The 15,219-nt window shown below is 74.7% G+C and carries 14 protein-coding genes; 4 read left to right on the forward strand and 10 right to left on the reverse strand.

Annotation, left to right across the window (positions count from 1 at the left end; all coding sequences use genetic code 11):
- The first annotated feature begins 48 nt into the window (after positions 1 to 48).
- Both ABZY13_RS06390 and ABZY13_RS06395 read left to right on the forward strand, forming a co-directional pair.
- Complete coding sequence (locus tag ABZY13_RS06390) at positions 49 to 831, forward strand: IclR family transcriptional regulator (RefSeq protein ID WP_356627719.1); 783 nt, start codon at positions 49 to 51, stop codon at positions 829 to 831.
- Positions 832 to 1,010: 179 nt separating this feature from the next.
- On the forward strand, positions 1,011 to 2,291 hold the full coding sequence (locus ABZY13_RS06395; protein ID WP_356627720.1) for an MFS transporter: 1,281 nt from the start codon (positions 1,011 to 1,013) through the stop codon (positions 2,289 to 2,291).
- A gap of 62 nt (positions 2,292 to 2,353) precedes the next feature.
- Here ABZY13_RS06395 and ABZY13_RS06400 read toward each other — a convergent pair whose 3' ends face one another.
- The 8 genes from ABZY13_RS06400 to hrcA form a co-directional block, all read right to left on the reverse strand.
- Positions 2,354 to 3,259, reverse strand: a complete 906-nt coding sequence (locus ABZY13_RS06400) for a ribonuclease Z (protein ID WP_356627721.1) — start codon at positions 3,257 to 3,259, stop codon at positions 2,354 to 2,356.
- Between the two features lie 6 nt (positions 3,260 to 3,265).
- On the reverse strand, positions 3,266 to 3,619 hold the full coding sequence (locus ABZY13_RS06405; protein WP_356627722.1) for a histidine triad nucleotide-binding protein: 354 nt from the start codon (positions 3,617 to 3,619) through the stop codon (positions 3,266 to 3,268).
- Positions 3,620 to 3,669: 50 nt separating this feature from the next.
- The gene (locus ABZY13_RS06410) at positions 3,670 to 6,879 is read right to left on the reverse strand and encodes a PDZ domain-containing protein (RefSeq protein WP_356627723.1); all 3,210 of its coding nucleotides are present in this window, start codon (positions 6,877 to 6,879) and stop codon (positions 3,670 to 3,672) included.
- Positions 6,880 to 6,924: 45 nt separating this feature from the next.
- Positions 6,925 to 7,473 carry a hypothetical protein gene (locus ABZY13_RS06415; protein ID WP_356627724.1) on the reverse strand — a complete coding sequence of 183 codons (549 nt, stop codon included), beginning with the start codon at positions 7,471 to 7,473 and terminating at the stop codon, positions 6,925 to 6,927.
- A gap of 80 nt (positions 7,474 to 7,553) precedes the next feature.
- Complete coding sequence (locus ABZY13_RS06420; protein WP_356627725.1) at positions 7,554 to 8,294, reverse strand: 16S rRNA (uracil(1498)-N(3))-methyltransferase; 741 nt, start codon at positions 8,292 to 8,294, stop codon at positions 7,554 to 7,556.
- On the reverse strand, positions 8,291 to 9,355 hold the full coding sequence (locus ABZY13_RS06425) for a nitronate monooxygenase (protein WP_356627726.1): 1,065 nt from the start codon (positions 9,353 to 9,355) through the stop codon (positions 8,291 to 8,293). The genes ABZY13_RS06420 and ABZY13_RS06425 overlap by 4 nt, the downstream gene beginning before the upstream one ends.
- A 246-nt stretch (positions 9,356 to 9,601) precedes the next feature.
- Entirely contained in the window at positions 9,602 to 10,738 is a 1,137-nt protein-coding gene (gene dnaJ / locus ABZY13_RS06430; protein WP_356627727.1) for a molecular chaperone DnaJ, read from the reverse strand.
- Positions 10,739 to 11,755, reverse strand: a complete 1,017-nt coding sequence (gene hrcA / locus ABZY13_RS06435; RefSeq protein WP_356627728.1) for a heat-inducible transcriptional repressor HrcA — start codon at positions 11,753 to 11,755, stop codon at positions 10,739 to 10,741.
- A gap of 162 nt (positions 11,756 to 11,917) precedes the next feature.
- Here hrcA and ABZY13_RS06440 point away from each other — a divergent pair, with 162 nt between their 5' ends.
- Positions 11,918 to 12,649, forward strand: a complete 732-nt coding sequence (locus ABZY13_RS06440) for an MBL fold metallo-hydrolase (RefSeq protein ID WP_356627729.1) — start codon at positions 11,918 to 11,920, stop codon at positions 12,647 to 12,649.
- A gap of 31 nt (positions 12,650 to 12,680) precedes the next feature.
- Positions 12,681 to 13,493: a DUF3097 domain-containing protein gene (locus ABZY13_RS06445; RefSeq protein WP_356627730.1), complete on the forward strand. Its 813-nt coding sequence runs from the start codon at positions 12,681 to 12,683 to the stop codon at positions 13,491 to 13,493.
- Here the strand turns inward: ABZY13_RS06445 and ABZY13_RS06450 are convergent.
- Together ABZY13_RS06450 and hemW are read right to left on the reverse strand one after the other, a co-directional pair.
- Positions 13,471 to 13,752: a Uma2 family endonuclease gene (locus tag ABZY13_RS06450; RefSeq protein WP_356627731.1), complete on the reverse strand. Its 282-nt coding sequence runs from the start codon at positions 13,750 to 13,752 to the stop codon at positions 13,471 to 13,473. The genes ABZY13_RS06445 and ABZY13_RS06450 overlap by 23 nt on opposite strands.
- A gap of 208 nt (positions 13,753 to 13,960) precedes the next feature.
- Positions 13,961 to 15,193 (reverse strand): radical SAM family heme chaperone HemW, encoded by a 1,233-nt coding sequence (gene hemW, locus ABZY13_RS06455; protein WP_356627732.1) that lies wholly within the window; start codon positions 15,191 to 15,193, stop codon positions 13,961 to 13,963.
- Positions 15,194 to 15,219 lie beyond the last annotated feature (26 nt).

Below are 15,219 nucleotides of genomic sequence, written 5' to 3' on the forward strand. Positions count from 1 at the left end.
CGGCACCGGCGGGCGTCGGCGGGCGGGCACGGCGCTTACCATCTCGGCATGTCGGAGACCGGTGGCGTGCGCGAGGTGAAGTCCGCGGCGCGGACGGTGGAGCTGCTGGAGCTGCTCGCCGCGCGCGGCGACCGCCCCGCGCGCCTCCAGGAGCTGGCCGACGGGCTGGGGGTGCCGCGCAGCTCGATGTACGCGCTGCTCCAGACGCTGGCGTCGCGGGGCTGGGTGCGCACCGACATCACCGGTTCCCTGTACGGCATCGGCATCCGCGCCCTGCTGACCGGCACCGGCTACCTCGACTCCGACCCGCGGGTGCGGGCGGTGCGTCCGTACCTCGACGAGGCGTCCGAGGCGCTCGGGGAGACCATTCACCTGGCGCGGCTGGACGGCGCGGACGTGGTGTACCTGGCGACCCGCGAGTCGCACGAGTACCTGCGCACCATCAGCCGGGTCGGGCGCCGGCTGCCCGCCCACGTCGGCGCGCTGGGCAAGGCGCTGCTGGCCGAACGCCCCGACGACGACCTTCCCGACGGCCCCTACCAGGCCCTCACCCCCAACTCCCACACCAGCAAGGAGTCGTTGGCGGCCGACCTCGCCCGGGTGCGCGAGCGCGGTCACTCGGTGGACCGGGAGGAGGGCGTGCCCGGCATCGTCGGCTTCGGCTTCGCCCTGCGCTACGACGTCCCGGCCCAGGACGCCATCAGCTGCTCGGTGCCCGTGGCGCGGCTGACGCCGGGTCACGAGGAGCGGATCGTCGCGGTGATGCGGGAGATCCGGGCGAAGATCGAGGCGACGGTTCCGGGCGGACAGGGCGCGGTCCACTGGCGGTGACGCCCGCCGCTACCCGTCACCCGAACTCGTCAAACGCAAAGGTGACTCACCTCACACACCCCGCGCTCCCGTTGCGCTCCCCGGCTTGATACAAATTGGCCGCGCGTTCCTGTCTGTCGACAGTCGTCGCCCAATCCCCCCATTCGCAGCAGCTTCTTCCGTATGCCCTGGGAACGCCCGTGTTCGCCCCCCGCACCCTGCCCTGGCCCCTCGTCGCCCTCTTCACGGCCGGGTACCTCGCCCCGTACCTCCTCCCGACCGTCGTCGGCAGGCTGGACTCCGGACTGCCCGTCACGGCCACGCAGGCCGGCGCGATCGGCAGCGCCCTGCTGCTGAGTTCGGCGACGGCGGGCTTCCTGCTCGCCTCCGGGTTCTGCCGCCTCTCCCCGCGCACCCTCGCCCGCGCGGGCCTCGCCCTGGCCGCTCTCGGCTACGGCGGCGCCGCCCTGACCGGCACGGTCTGGGCCGTCGTCGCCGGCGCGGTCGTCGGCGGCCTCGGCTCGGGCACCGCCACGGCGGTCGCCGCCACCGGCATCGCCGCCCTCGGGGCGCCTTCGCGCGAGGGCGGCCCGGCGGGCGACCCGCATCGCGCGACCACGCTCGGCCTGCTCGGCGTGTCCGCCCTCGCCGCCGCCGTGTATCTGACGGTCCCTCATCTCGGCCCCGGCCACGCCCTCCCGCTCGCCGCGATCGCCCTGACCGCCGTCGCCGTGTGGCCCCTCGCCGGCCGCCTGCCGGCCCACGTCCCGCCTGCCCACGCCGAGCCCGTCCAGCGGCCCGCGGCCCAGGCCGGGCCCCGCCTGCCCCACCTGCGCTCCGGTCTGCTGCTGGCCGCCGCGATGCCCGTGTGGTCCATGGCCCAGAACTCCCTCTGGGGCGTCAGCGGCCGGATCGGCCTGGAGCAGGCGCACCTGTCCGAAGCGGCCGTCGGCGCGGTGTTCGCCGTCGGTCTGGCCGCCGGGCTGCTGGGCGTCGTCGGCGCCGGCGCCCTCGGCCCGCGCCTCGGGCACGCCCTGCCGATCGGCGCCGGGACCACGCTGATCGCCGGCTGCATCGCGCTCAGCGCCTCGGCGACCGGCCCGGCGTCCTTCGCGGCCGGCGAGATCGCCTGGAACGCCGTCTATCCGGTCGTCCTGTCCTACGTCATCGGCCTGGCCGCCTCCCTCGACCCGCGCGGCCGGTGGGCGGTGCTGGTCGGCTCGGCCGCGTCCCTGGGCACGGCGGCGGGCCCGCTGACCGGGAGCGTGCTGTCGGCGCAGGCCGGCTTCCCGGTGATGGGCCTGGTGCTGGCCGTCGCCCTGCTGGTGGTCGCCGTCCCGATGACGACGGTGGCGCTGCGCGCGGCCCGGCCGCTGCCCGTGGTGGAGATCGCGGTCGACGGCCCGCCGGCCCACCGGACGGCGTACGACACGGCCGGGCCCCGGCAGGCGATGTCCGCGCCGGGCTCCGCGAACGGCTGAGAAGAACGCCCGCGCCGCCGCCGAACCCGGGGCGTCCCCGACCGGCGAGCGGCGTCCGCGCTTCACCGTCGCTTCGGAACCGGCACCCGCTGGAGGTCGTGCGCCACGGTCAGCTCGCCCTCGAACCCGGCGGCCCGCGCCTGCCGTTCGAACTCCGCCGGCTCGGAGTAGCGCTGGCTGAAGTGCGTCAGCACCAGATGCCGTACGCCCCCGTCCCGCGCGACCCGGGCCGCCTGGCCGGCGGTGAGGTGGCCGTGCTCGACGGCGAGGGCCTCGTCCTCGTCCAGGAAGGTCGACTCGATGACGAGCAGGTCGCAGCCCTCGGCGAGCGCGTGGACGCCGTCGCAGAGCCGGGTGTCCATGACGAACGCGAACCGCTGCCCGCGCCGCACCTCGCTGACGTCGGCGAGCGTGACGCCGTTCAGGCTCCCCTCCCGCTGGAGGCGGCCGACGTCCGGCCCCTCGATGCCGTGCGCGGCGAGCCGGTCGGGCAGCATCCGCACCCCGTCGGGCTCGACGAGCCGGTAGCCGTAGGACTCGACGGGGTGGGAGAGCCTACGGGCCTGGAGGGTGTAGGCGGGGGCGACGGCGAGGTCGCCGTCGGACGCCACGGGGGCCTCGACGAGCCGGACGGTCTCGCGGTAGGCGGTGGCGTACCGCAGCCGGTCGAAGAAGCGCTGCCCGGAGGCCGGGTAGTGGGCGGCGACCGGGTGCGGCACCTGGTCGAGGTTGATCCGCTGGATCACGCCGGCCAGGCCCAGCGAGTGGTCGCCGTGGAAGTGCGTGACGCAGATCCGGTTCAGGTCGTGCGCGGCGACCCCGGCGCGCAGCATCTGCCGCTGGGTGCCCTCGCCGGGGTCGAAGAGGATGCCCTCGCCGTCCCACCGCAGGAGGTAGCCGTTGTGGTTGCGGTGGCGGGTCGGCACCTGGCTGGCGGTGCCGAGGACGACCAGTTCGCGGACGGACACGGTCGGTCAGCCGGGGGGCCACTGGAGGCCGCGTCCGCCGAGGACGTGGGCGTGCGTGTGCCAGACGGTCTGGCCGGCGCCGGATCCGGTGTTGAAGACGATGCGGTAGCTGTCGAGCTTCTCCTCGTCGGCCACGGCCTGGGTCTCGCGCAGCACGTCGGCGGCGACCGCCGGGTCGGCGGCGGCGAGGGCGGCGGCGTCCCGGTGGTGCGCCTTGGGGATCACCAGGACGTGGGTGGGCGCCTGCGGGTTGATGTCCCGGAACGCGATGGTCGTCTCGGTCTCACGGACGATCGTCGCGGGAATGGTCCCGGCGACGATCTTGCAGAACAGGCAGTCGTCCTGCGGTTCCCCTGCCATGCGTCGGCCTCCTCGGGGTGATCACTGACTACGGCATCGTAGCGACTGCGTCACGGCAGCGAGGGCGGCGTCTTCGCCGGTTCCGCCTCCAGCGCGGCCAGCGCGATCCGCACCGCCTCGTCGAGCTGCGGGTCCCGCCCCGCGGCCCAGTCCTGGGGCCGCTGCACGACCTCCACGTCCGGGTCCACGCCGTGGTTCTCCACGCCCCACGCGTACCCCTCCAGCCAGAAGGCGTACTTGGGCTGCGTCACCAGCGTGCCGTCGACCAGCCGGTACCGGCTGTCGATGCCGATGACGCCGCCCCACGTGCGCGTCCCGACCACCGGACCGATGCCGAGCGCCTTGATCGCGGCGTTCACGATGTCGCCGTCCGACCCGGAGAACTCGTTGGCGACCGCGACGACCGGTCCTCGCGGGGCGTCCTCCGGATAGCTGTACGGCCGCATCCCGCGCGGCACCCCCCAGCCCACGATCCGCCGGGCCAGCTTCTCCACGACCAGCTGGGAGGTGTGCCCGCCGCGGTTCTCCCGGACGTCCACGACGAGCCCCTCGCGGGCGACCTCCACCCGCAGGTCGCGGTGGATCTGCGCCCAGCCCGGCGCCTGCATGTCGGGGACGTGCAGATAGCCGAGCCGGCCGCCGGACAGGTCGTGCACATGGGCCCGCCGGTCGCTCACCCAGGCGTGGTACCGCAGCGGTTCCTCGTCCGCGACGGGCACGACCACGGCGTGCCGCACCTCGCCGCCGCCGGCCGGCGAGACGGTCAGCTCGACGGGTTGCCCCGCCGTGCCGACCAGCAGCGGCGCGGGCCCGGTCACCGGGTCGACCGGGCGTCCGGCCACCGCCACGATCGCGTCGCCGGCGCGCACCGCGACCCCGGGCGCGGCCAGCGGGGAGCGGGCGTCGGGGTCGGAGGTCTCCGAGGGCAGGATGCGGTCGATGCGCCAGGCGCCGTCCGCGTGCCGGGAGAGGTCCGCGCCGAGCAGTCCCTGCCGGTCGCCGCCGCCGCGACCGCCGCGCGGGACGACGTAGGCGTGCGAGGTGCCGAGTTCGCCGTGCACCTCCCACAGGAGGTCGACCAGGTCGTCGTGGGTGGCGACGCGGTCGAGGACGGGGCGGTAGCGGTCCAGTACGCCGTCCCAGTCGACGCCGCTCATGTCGGGCCGCCAGAAGTGGTCCCGCATGATGCGGCCGGTCTCCTCGTACATCTGCCGCCACTCGGCCGCGGGGTAGACGGTCTGCCGGATGCGGCCGAGGTCGACGGTGACGTTGGTGTCGCTGTCCTCGTCGCCGGAGGCCCGCCGGTCGCTGGGCACCACCTTGAGCCGGCCGTCCGTCCACAGCAGGACGCGTTTGCCGTCGCCGCTGACCTCGAAGTGGTCGACGTCGGCGGCGAGATGCTCCAGGCGCTGCTGGGCGAGGTCGTACCGCTCCAGCTCGGTCTTCGGGTCGGGGTCGTCCGGGGTGGCCCGGGCGGAGCCGAGGACGCCCTGCACCGGGTGGCGCAGCCAGAGCACGCCGTCCTTGGCGGCGCGCAGGTCGGAGTAGCGGCCGGCCTCGACGGGGAAGGGCACGATCCGGTCGGCGAGGCCTTCGAGGTCGACGCGGGTGGCGGGGGCGCCCTCGCTGTCGGGGGTCTCGTCCTTGTCGGGGGCGTCGAAGGGGCGGCCGTGGCGCTGCGGGCCGAACGGGGACGGGGTGGTGGCGGCGAGGGTGATCAGGTGGGGGCGGTCGCCGACGACGAAGGCGAGGTCGAAGACGTGTTCGTCGTAGACGGGGTCGAAGGCGCGGTTGGAGAGGAAGGCCAGATGCTTGCCGTCCGGGGTGAAGGCGGGTGCGTAGTCCTGGAAGCGCAGCGGGGTCGCCTCGGTGACCGACAGGTCGGTGGTGCCGGCGAGCCTGAGCTGGCGCAGCGGGCGCGGGCCGGGGTGGGACCAGGCTAGGTAGGCGGAGTCGGGCGAGAAGACCAGCCCCGAGACGTCGCCGTGCTCGCTGCGGTCGACCTCGCGGACCTCGCCGGTCTCCCGTTCCACGAGCAGCAGGCGTCCGTCGTGGGCGGCGACGGCGGCGCGGCTGCCGTCGGGGGCCACGGCCAGGCGCGTCACCCGGCCGAGCCGGCCGGCGGCGAGGCGGCGCGGGGCGGTGCCGGGGGCGGGGCCGGTGGCGGGCGCGAACTCCAGGGCGTCCTCGCCCTCGGCGTCGGTCACCCACACCACCCACTCCTCGCCCTCGACGCGGAAGGTGCGGGGCAGCCGGGCACGGACGCCGGGTTCGGCGGCGAGGGCGCGGGCGGGTCCCGAGCGGTGGGTGACCCAGTGCACCGCGCCGCGCACGGCGACCGCGCTGCCGCGCGCGGTGTGGTCGGGGTGGGCGGAGCCGAACCAGCGGGAGGCGTTCACCGGGTACGGCTGCCGGTCGGTGCGCTGCCCGCCCAGTTGTACGTCGAGGCGGCGCGGCTCGGCGCCGTCGAGGCCGTCCAGCAGCCAGAGTTCACCGGCGGCGCAGTAGACGAGCCGGTCCCCGTCGCTCGCGAGGTGGCGGGCGTAGAAGCCTTCCCCGAGCGGGCTGTGCCGGCGCAGGTCGGAGCCGTCGGCGAGGGAGGAGTAGACGGCCCCGACGCCCTCGTGGTCGGAGAGGAACGCGATCCTCTCCCCCACCCACACGGGGTGTTCGAGGTTCCCGTCCAGTCCCTCGTGCAGGCGGACGAACTCGCCGTCGCCGTCGGGGTCGATCCACAACTTGCCCGCGGTGCCGCCCCGGTAGCGCTTCCACCAGGCCGCCTCGCGTCCCATCGGCGCGGACAGCAGCACGGTGCGCGGCCCGAACGCGACCGCGCCGACCGGCCCGTACGGCAGCCTGGTCGCGGGTCCGCCGTCGAGCGGGACGGCGTGCGCCCAGGTGCGGCGCAGGGTGGCCTGGCCGTGGGCGGTCAGGGCGAGGACGTGTCCGTCGGGGGTCCAGCCGCGGACCTCGGTCCTCCAGCTGCCCCAGTGGGTCAGTCGCCGGCTCGGGCCGCCGTCCACGGGGGCGGTGTGCACCTCGGGCGCGCCGTCGCGGGTGGAGGTCCAGGCGACGGTGGCGCCGTCGGGCGAGATGCGGGGCAGGGCGACGGGCACGTTGTCGGCGCTGACCCGCCAGGCCCGGCCGCCGTCCAGGGGCGCGAGCCAGACGTCGTCCTCGGCCGTGAAGGCCACCAACTCGCCGTGCAGGTGCGGGAAGCGGAGATACGCCGACGTGGCGGGAGATGTGGACTGGGTCACCCGGTCAGCCTATGCAGGGGCGGTGCCCGCGGACAGGGCTTTGGATCACTTGCCCTCCGGCCAGCACTCCGGGTCGGTGTGGCACCAGACGGTCCGGGTGACGGTCACGGTGGCCGTGGCTCCCGGCCCGCCGGGCCGTCCGCCCGGCTGCCGGATCGGCGGGGCGGCGGTGGCGCCGCAGTCGCCGAGGCCGCTGACGCGGAACAGCTGCTTGCCGCCCACCTTCGCGGTCAGGTCCCCCCGCACGCAGGCCCCGTCGACCGCGCGGGTCACCCGGCCGGTGACGGTGATCTCCCGGCCGTCGTCCGTCCGGCCCTCACAGTCGATCTCGGCGACGGTGCGCTCGCTCGCCGACGGCGCGGCGCCGCCGCGGTCGCCGAAGTTCGCGGTGCAGGTGAGCCATTGGACGCCGGCGCCCCGCCGCTCCAGCTCGCGGGTCGCCAACTCGTCGGTGGTGTAGGACACGGCCACCGAGCTCATGGTGGTCCCCGGCTCGCAGCCGACGGCCCCGGCCGCCGCGCCCGTCACGACGACGGCGACCGCCAGGGCCCGCCGCGCGCGCGGGCGGCGCCGAATCCGTCTCCATACCCCCATGACAGGCAGCCTGCCACCGTCCCGGCCGGGACGGTAGGGCGCAAACGGCCAAGAGCGCGCCCCCGTTGGCCGGCCGTCCGTCAGGACCAGCGGCCGGTGCGGGTGAGCAGGAGGGCCGCGGCGGCCGTGCCGGCGGTGGAGGTGCGCAGGACGGTGGGGCCGAGGCGGTACGGGTGGGCGCCGGCGTCGGCGAACAGGGCCAACTCGTCCGGGGAGACACCGCCTTCGGGCCCGACGACCAGCACGATGCTGCCGCCTGCCGGGAGTTCGGCGGTGGCCAGCGGGGTGTCGCCGCTCTCGTGCAGGACGGCGGCGAAGTCGGCGCCGTCCAGCAGCGCGGCGACCTGCTTGCTCGTCGCCGCCTCCGCGACCTCGGGGAAGCGCACCCTGCGGGACTGCTTGCCGGCCTCGCGGGCGGTGGCGCGCCACTTGCCGAGCGCCTTGGCGCCGCGCTCGCCCTTCCACTGGGTGATGCAGCGGGCCGCCTGCCACGGCACGATCGCGTCGACGCCGACCTCGGTCATGGTCTCCACGGCGAGTTCCCCGCGGTCGCCCTTGGGCAGGGCCTGCACGACGGTGATGCGGGGCGAGCACGGCGGCTCCTCGCGCACCTCGCCCAGGTCCACGACGAGCCGGTCCCGGCCCTCGGCCGCGGCGACCTCTCCCTCGGCCCAGCGTCCGGCGCCGTCCGTGAGGACGACGGCCTCGCCGGCCCGCAGCCGCTTCACGGAGACGGCGTGCCGTCCCTCGGGCCCGTCCACGACCTGCCGCCCGCCGCCTTCCGCGGTGAAGCCGTCGACCACGAACACCGGCGCGGTCATCGCACGCCCCGCGCGGACCGGGCGGCGTCCAGCTCGGCCGCCAGCACCTCCACCAGTTGCCCGGCGGGCAGTTCGCGCGCCATCCGGTGGCCCTGGCCCGCCCACAGGGCCATGCCCTGGGCGTCCCCCGCCTGCGCGGCGGCCTTGCGGACCGGCGAGGTGAGGTGGTGGATCTCGGGGTAGGCGGCGGGGGCGTAGCGGCCGTGCTCGCGGATGAAGCGGTTGACCAGGCCGCGGGCGGGGCGGCCGGAGAAGGCGCGGGTCAGTTCCGTGCGCACGAACAGGGGGTTGGTCAGCGCCTCCTTGTGCACGGCGTGGGCGCCGGACTCGGAGGTGGCGAGGAACGCGGTGCCCAGCTGTGCGGCGCTCGCGCCCGCGGCGAGGACAGCGGCGATCTGGCTGCCGCGCATGATCCCGCCGGCGGCGACGAGGGGCAGGCCGACGGCCTCGCGGACCTGCGCGATCAGCGACAGCAGCCCGAGGCCGGAGCCGTCGGTCTCGGGGACGTCCCGGTGGGTGCCCTGATGTCCGCCGGCCTCCACGCCCTGCACGATCACGGCGTCGGCCCCGGCCCGCTCGACCGCGCGCGCCTCGTCGGCGGAGGTCGCGGTGACCAGGGTGAGGGTGCCGGCCCGGCGCAGGGCGTCGAGGACGTCGCGGGACGGGCAGCCGAAGTGGAAGGAGACGACCGGGACCGGGTCGTCCAGCAGCACGGCGAGCTTGGCGTCGAACCCGTCGTCGCGGCCGCTGTCCGGATCGCCCAGCTCGGTCTCGTACCAGGCGGCCTCGCCGGCCAGCTGCTGGGCGTAGACGTCCACCGCCGCGGGCTCGGCGTACTCCGGCTGGGGCAGGAAGAGGTTGACGCCGAAGGGGCGGGAGGTGAGGCTCCGCAGCTGCTTGATCTCCTGGTACACGCCGTCGGCCGTCTTGTACCCGGCGGCGAGGAACCCGAGCCCGCCCGCCTCGCACACGGCGGCGGCGAGCCGCGGCACGGAGACGCCGCCCGCCATGGGGGCCTGCACGATCGGATGCGGGAAGAGATCGGTCAGCGCGGAGGACATGACGGCATGGTGTCACGTCCTCCCGACGGCACCGAATCGGGCCTGGCCTTGGCACGGGCCACCGTCACGCGGCCCGCGGCCGGTGGGCGGCCGGTGGGTTCACCGCCCGTCGAACGCATCCTTCAGCCGAGGGAAAAGCCCTTGTCGCCCCGGCCGACCGTGCCCACCCGGGGGACGGCCCCCGGACCCCCGGCAGCCCCGCCCCCCCAGCCGGCCGACGCTGCCCGACGACCGCCGCCGACCCCGTCACCGCCCGTTGAACGCATCCTTCAGCCGAGAGAAAAGCCCTTGTTGCCCCGGCTGAAACTGGCCCTGCGGGCGTTCCTCACCCCGCAGTTTGGCCAGTTCGCGCAGGAGGCGCTCCTGGTCCGGGTCGAGTTTGTTGGGGGTCTGCACCTCGACGTGGACGATCAGGTCGCCCCGGCCGCCGCCGCGCAGATGGGTGACGCCGCGGCCGTGCAGCGGGATCGACTGGCCGGACTGGGTGCCGGGCCGGATGTCGACCTCCTCCATGCCGTCCAGCGTCTCCAGCGGCACCTTGGTGCCGAGGGCCGCCGCCGTCATGGGGATCGTGACCGTGCAGTGCAGGTCGTCGCCGCGCCGCTGGAAGGTCGGGTGCGGCAGCTCGTGGATCTCGACGTACAGGTCGCCGGCCGGGCCGCCGCCGGGGCCGACCTCGCCCTCGCCCGCGAGCTGGATCCGGGTGCCGTTGTCGACGCCGGCCGGGATCTTCACGGTCAGCGTGCGGCGGGAGCGGACGCGTCCGTCGCCGGCGCACTCCGGGCACGGGTTCGGCACGACGGTGCCGAAGCCCTGGCACTGCGGGCACGGCCGGGAGGTCATGACCTGACCCAGGAACGAGCGCGTGACCTGGGAGACCTCGCCCCGGCCCCGGCACATGTCGCACGTCTGCGCCGCGGTCCCGGGCGCCGCGCCCTCGCCGCTGCAGGTGGCGCACACGACGGCCGTGTCGACCTGGAGGTCCTTGGTGGTGCCGAAGGCGGCCTCGTCCAGCTCCACCTCGATCCGGATCATCGCGTCCTGGCCCCGGCGGGTGCGCGAGCGCGGCCCGCGCTGCGACGCCGTGCCGAAGAACGCGTCCATGATGTCCGAGAAGTTCCCGAAGCCGCCCGCGCCGAAGCCGCCCGCTCCGGCGCCGCCGCCCTGCGAGAGGGGGTCGCCGCCGAGGTCGTAGACCTGCTTCTTCTGCGGGTCCGAGAGCACCTCGTAGGCGGCGTTGATCTCCTTGAACCGCTCCTGCGTCTTCGGATCGGGGTTGACGTCAGGGTGCAGCTCGCGCGCGAGCCTGCGGAAGGCCTTCTTGATCTCTTCCTGCGACGCGTCGCGGCGCACGCCGAGAACGGCGTAATAGTCCGTGGCCACTTACGACTCCGCCAGGATCTGTCCGACGTACCGTGCCACCGCTCGTACCGCTCCCATCGTTCCCGGGTAATCCATGCGGGTCGGTCCGACCACGCCGAGCTTGGCGACTGCCTCGCCGCCCGAACCGTAGCCCACCGACACCACCGACGTGGAGGTGAGTCCCTCGTGGGCGTTCTCGTGCCCGATGCGCACGGTCATGCCCGAATCCTTCGCCTCGCCAAGCAACTTGAGGAGGACGACCTGCTCCTCCAGCGCCTCCAGCACGGGCCGGATGGTGAGGGGGAAGTCATGTCCGAAGCGGGTGAGATTGGCGGTGCCGCCGATCATCAGCCGCTCCTCGGTCCGCTCCACCAGCGTCTCCAGCAGGGTGGAGAGCACCGTCTGGACCGTGCCGCGGTCCTCCTTCTCGAAGGCCTCCGGCAGATCCTGCACCAGCTGCGGCACGTCCGTGAACCGGCGCCCCGCGACGCGGCTGTTCAGCCGCGCCCGCAGGTCCGCCAGGGACGCCTCGCCGAACGGCGCCGGGCAGTCGATCACCCGCTGCTCGACCCGGCCGGTGTCCGTGATCAGCACCAGCATCACACGCGCGGGCGCCAGCGACAGCAGCTCGACATGGCGCACCGTCGACCGCGTGAGCGACGGGTACTGCACCACCGCGACCTGCCGGGTGAGCTGCGCCAGCAGCCGCACCGTGCGCGCCACCACGTCGTCGAGGTCGACGGCGCCGTCGAGGAAGTTCTGGATCGCGCGCCGCTCGGGCGCGGTCAGCGGCTTGACCTCGGCCAGCTTGTCGACGAAGAGGCGGTAGCCCTTGTCCGTGGGGATGCGCCCGGCGCTGGTGTGCGGCTGCGCGATGTACCCCTCGTCCTCCAGGGCCGCCATGTCGTTGCGGACGGTGGCCGGGGAGACGCCGAGGCTGTGCCGTTCGGTGAGGGCCTTGGAGCCGACCGGCTCCTCGGTTCCGACGTAGTCCTGGACGATGGCGCGCAGGACCTGCAGCCTTCGTTCACTGAGCATTCGCGCACACCTCCAGCGGTTCGCCCCTTGACGCTCCCCCTGGCACTCTGCGCACGCGAGTGCCAGCCTTACCCGGCCCAGTGTACGGCTGCCGGGTACGCCCCGGGCAAGGCCGGTCCCGCCGGGGTCGTGCCGTCGGGGACGTGAGGCTAGCGTCGCCGTATGACGGTGACTTGGGAAGAGGCGGGGTGGGAGCGGGTGGCGGCCGGGGTCGGCCGGCGGCGTCTGCCCGGGTGGGACTGCACGGCCGGGCTGGTGCTCGGGAAGGGCGCCGCGCTGCTGATCGACGCGGGGTCGGGGCTCGCGGAGGGGGCGATGCTGGGCGCGCGGGCGCGGGAGGTCGCCGGCCACCGTGTGACCCATCTCGCGCTGACCCACCCGCACTTCGACCATGTCTTCGGGGCGGCGGCGGTCGCGGGCGCGCAGGTGTACGGCGCGGTGGGCGTGGACGCGGCGCTCACCTCGCCCCGCGGGCGGGAGGAGCTGCGGGCGGACGCCGTGCGCAACGGCCTGGACGCGGAGACGGCCCGGGAGGCGGCGGACGGTCTGACCGCGCCGGCCCATCTGGTCAGCGGCGAGTGGACGCTGGACCTGGGCCCCGGCCGCCAGGTGCTGCTGGCGAACGTCGGCCCCGGGCACACCGCCCACGATCTGGCGGTGCTGGTGCCGGGCGACCCGGAGGTCGTCTTCTGCGGCGACCTGGTCGAGGAGTCCGGCGAGCCGCAGGCCGGCCCGGACGCGGTGCCGTCGCGCTGGCCGGCCGCGCTGGACCGGCTGCTGGACCTCGGGGGCGAGGACGCGGTGTACGTGCCCGGTCACGGGGCGCCGGTGGACGCGGCGTTCGTCCGGCGCCAGCGGGACGCCCTGGCGGCGCGTTTCGGCGTGTCGCCGTGACGGCCGCGGGGGTTCTCCTATCGTCGTTCGAATGCGCCAGTACTCTCCGGACCTGACCCCGCCGTGGAAGAAGCCGAAGCCCGTGCCCGAGGTGCCGGCGGAGCCCGGCCTGGTGGTGGAGGAGGCGGGCACCGGTTTCTGCGGGGCGGTGATCCGCTGCGAGGCGGGCACGGTGACGCTGGAGGACCGCTTCGGCAAGCACCGGGTGTTCCCGCTGGAGCCCCGCGGCTTCCTCCTGGAGGGCCGCACGGTGACCCTCGTACGGCCCACGGCCCAGGCGCCGGTGCGTCCCGCCCGCACCGCCTCCGGTTCGGTCGCCGTCCCCGGCGCCCGCGCGCGGGTGGCCCGGGCCGGGCGGATCTATGTCGAGGGCCGGCACGACGCCGAGCTGGTGGAGAAGGTGTGGGGCGACGACCTGCGCATCGAGGGCGTGGTCGTGGAGTACCTGGAGGGCGTGGACGACCTGCCCGCGATCGTGGCCGAATTCGGCCCCGGCCCGGACGCCCGGCTCGGCGTCCTGGTGGACCATCTGGTGCCGGGCTCGAAGGAGTGGCGGATCGCACAGTCGGTGACGAGCGAGCACGCCCTGGTGGTGGGCCACCCGTACATCGACATCTGGGAGGCGGTGAAGCCGTCGTCCGTCGGCATCGAGGCGTGGCCGCGCGTGCCGCACGGCCAGGACTGGAAGACGGGGGTGTGCCGGGCGCTGGGCTGGCCGGAGAACACGGGCGCGGTGTGGCAGGCGATCCTGGCCCGGGTGGGGTCCTACAAGGACCTGGAGCCGGAGCTGCTGGGGCGGGTTGAGGAGCTGATCGACTTCGTCACGGACAGCGGTGAGCTCTGACACCGTGGAAGGTGCCGAAGTCGCCCGTGTCCAACTCGATCCCCAGGGCTTCCAACGGCACCCGGTCACCGAACTTGACGATCTCCCGACTCCGGTAGTCGGCGTCCTCGCCCTGGCCTTCGGGCTTCGTCAGCAGGACGCACTGGGCCATGACCGGGTCGATGACGAGGTGGGCGGCAATCCCTCCCGCCGCGTAGACCGACCGTTCGACCACGTAGTCCTGGTGGACGCTTGATTCGGAGACGACTTCCACGGCCATCGTGACCAGCTGACACGGCAGCAGCCGTCCCCCTGCGGCAGGAGATCACGCGCCAGTACCACAAGGTCGGGAACCGGCTCACTGGCCTCGTCGGCGATGTCGACGTCCTGCGTCCGCAGGCGGGCCCAGCGCTGTGGCGGAACCTGGTCCTGGACATCGGCAACGATCATGTTGTGCCCGTCCCGCACCGCTTCACCCGCCGGAGTGATCAGTCGACGAGATCCCTGACCACCGCGTCCGCCAGCAGCCGGCCCCGCAGAGTGAGCGCCGCGCGGCCCTCGGCGTACGGCCCCTCCCGCAGCAGCCCCTCCGACAGGGCCCGGCGGGCGGCGGCGAGGCCCTGGTCGCGCAGCAGGGACAGGGGGACGCCCTCACGCAGCCGCAGCTCCAGCAGGACGCGCTCGACCCGGCGGTCCTCGGCGCTCAGGATCTCGCGCCCGGCACCCGGCGAACGGCCCGCCGCGAGAGCCCCCGCGTACGCCCCGGGATGCTTGACGTTCCACCAGCGCACACCCCCGACGTGGCTGTGCGCCCCCGGTCCGGCGCCCCACCAGTCGGCGCCGCGCCAGTACAGCTCGTTGTGCAGACAGCGCCCGGCGTCGGAGGCGGCCCAGTTGGACACCTCGTACCAGTGGAATCCGGCCGCGGTCAGGGTCTCATCGGCGATCAGGTAGCGGTCGGCGTGGACGTCGTCGTCGGTCGCCGGGATCTCGCCGCGGCGGATGCGTCGGGCGAGCCGGGTGCCCTCCTCGACGATCAGGGCGTAGGCGGAGACGTGGTCGGGTCCGGCGCCGAGGGCCGCGTCGAGGGAGGCCCGCCAGTCGTCGTCGGACTCGCCCGGGGTGCCGTAGATCAGGTCCAGGTTGACGTGGTCGAATCCGGCCGCGCGGGCCTCGGCGACGCAGGCCTCGGGGCGGCCGGGGGTGTGGGTGCGGTCCAGGACGCGCAGGACGTGCTGCCGGGCGCTCTGCATGCCGAAGGAGATCCGGTTGAAGCCGCCGTGGCGCAGGGCCGCGAGGTAGGCGGGGTCGACGGACTCCGGGTTCGCCTCCGTGGTGACCTCGGCGTCCGCCGCCAGCCCGAACTCCTCCCCGATCGCCCCCAGCATCCGTACGAGGTCCCCGGCGGCCAGCAGGGTCGGCGTGCCGCCGCCGACGAACACCGTGCTCACCTCGCGCGGGTCGTCGCCGAGGACCTTGCGGGCGAGGCGGATCTCGTCGATCAGGGTGTCGGCGTAGTTCTCGCGGGAGGCGAGGGCGCCCCCGGTGCCGCGCAGTTCGGTGGCGGTGTACGTGTTGAAGTCGCAGTAGCCGCAGCGGGTCGCGCAGTAGGGGACGTGCAGATAGAACCCGAGGGGACGCTCCGCGGCGCCGGCCAGGGCGTCCGGGGGCAGCGAGCCGTCGTCGGGGACGGGCTCGCCGTCGGGGAGTGCGGAAGGCATGTCTCCATTGTCCCGCACCGCCGCCG

It is taken from the genome of Streptomyces sp. NPDC006610 (assembly GCF_040611575.1).
GTDB lineage: Bacteria > Actinomycetota > Actinomycetes > Streptomycetales > Streptomycetaceae > Streptomyces.

Excerpts from the sequence above, each read along its gene's own strand:
- ABZY13_RS06390 (WP_356627719.1), top strand. The coding sequence starts at position 49 with ATGTCGGAGACCGGTGGCGTGCGCGAGGTGAAGTCCGCGGCGCGGACG.
- ABZY13_RS06405 (WP_356627722.1), bottom strand. The coding sequence starts at position 3,619 with ATGGCAGGGGAACCGCAGGACGACTGCCTGTTCTGCAAGATCGTCGCC.
- ABZY13_RS06415 (WP_356627724.1), bottom strand. The coding sequence starts at position 7,473 with ATGGGGGTATGGAGACGGATTCGGCGCCGCCCGCGCGCGCGGCGGGCC.
- ABZY13_RS06420 (WP_356627725.1), bottom strand. The coding sequence starts at position 8,294 with ATGACCGCGCCGGTGTTCGTGGTCGACGGCTTCACCGCGGAAGGCGGC.
- ABZY13_RS06425 (WP_356627726.1), bottom strand. The coding sequence starts at position 9,355 with ATGTCCTCCGCGCTGACCGATCTCTTCCCGCATCCGATCGTGCAGGCC.
- hrcA (WP_356627728.1), bottom strand. The coding sequence starts at position 11,755 with ATGCTCAGTGAACGAAGGCTGCAGGTCCTGCGCGCCATCGTCCAGGAC.
- ABZY13_RS06440 (WP_356627729.1), top strand. The coding sequence starts at position 11,918 with ATGACGGTGACTTGGGAAGAGGCGGGGTGGGAGCGGGTGGCGGCCGGG.
- ABZY13_RS06445 (WP_356627730.1), top strand. The coding sequence starts at position 12,681 with ATGCGCCAGTACTCTCCGGACCTGACCCCGCCGTGGAAGAAGCCGAAG.
- ABZY13_RS06450 (WP_356627731.1), bottom strand. The coding sequence starts at position 13,752 with ATGGCCGTGGAAGTCGTCTCCGAATCAAGCGTCCACCAGGACTACGTG.
- hemW (WP_356627732.1), bottom strand. The coding sequence starts at position 15,193 with ATGCCTTCCGCACTCCCCGACGGCGAGCCCGTCCCCGACGACGGCTCG.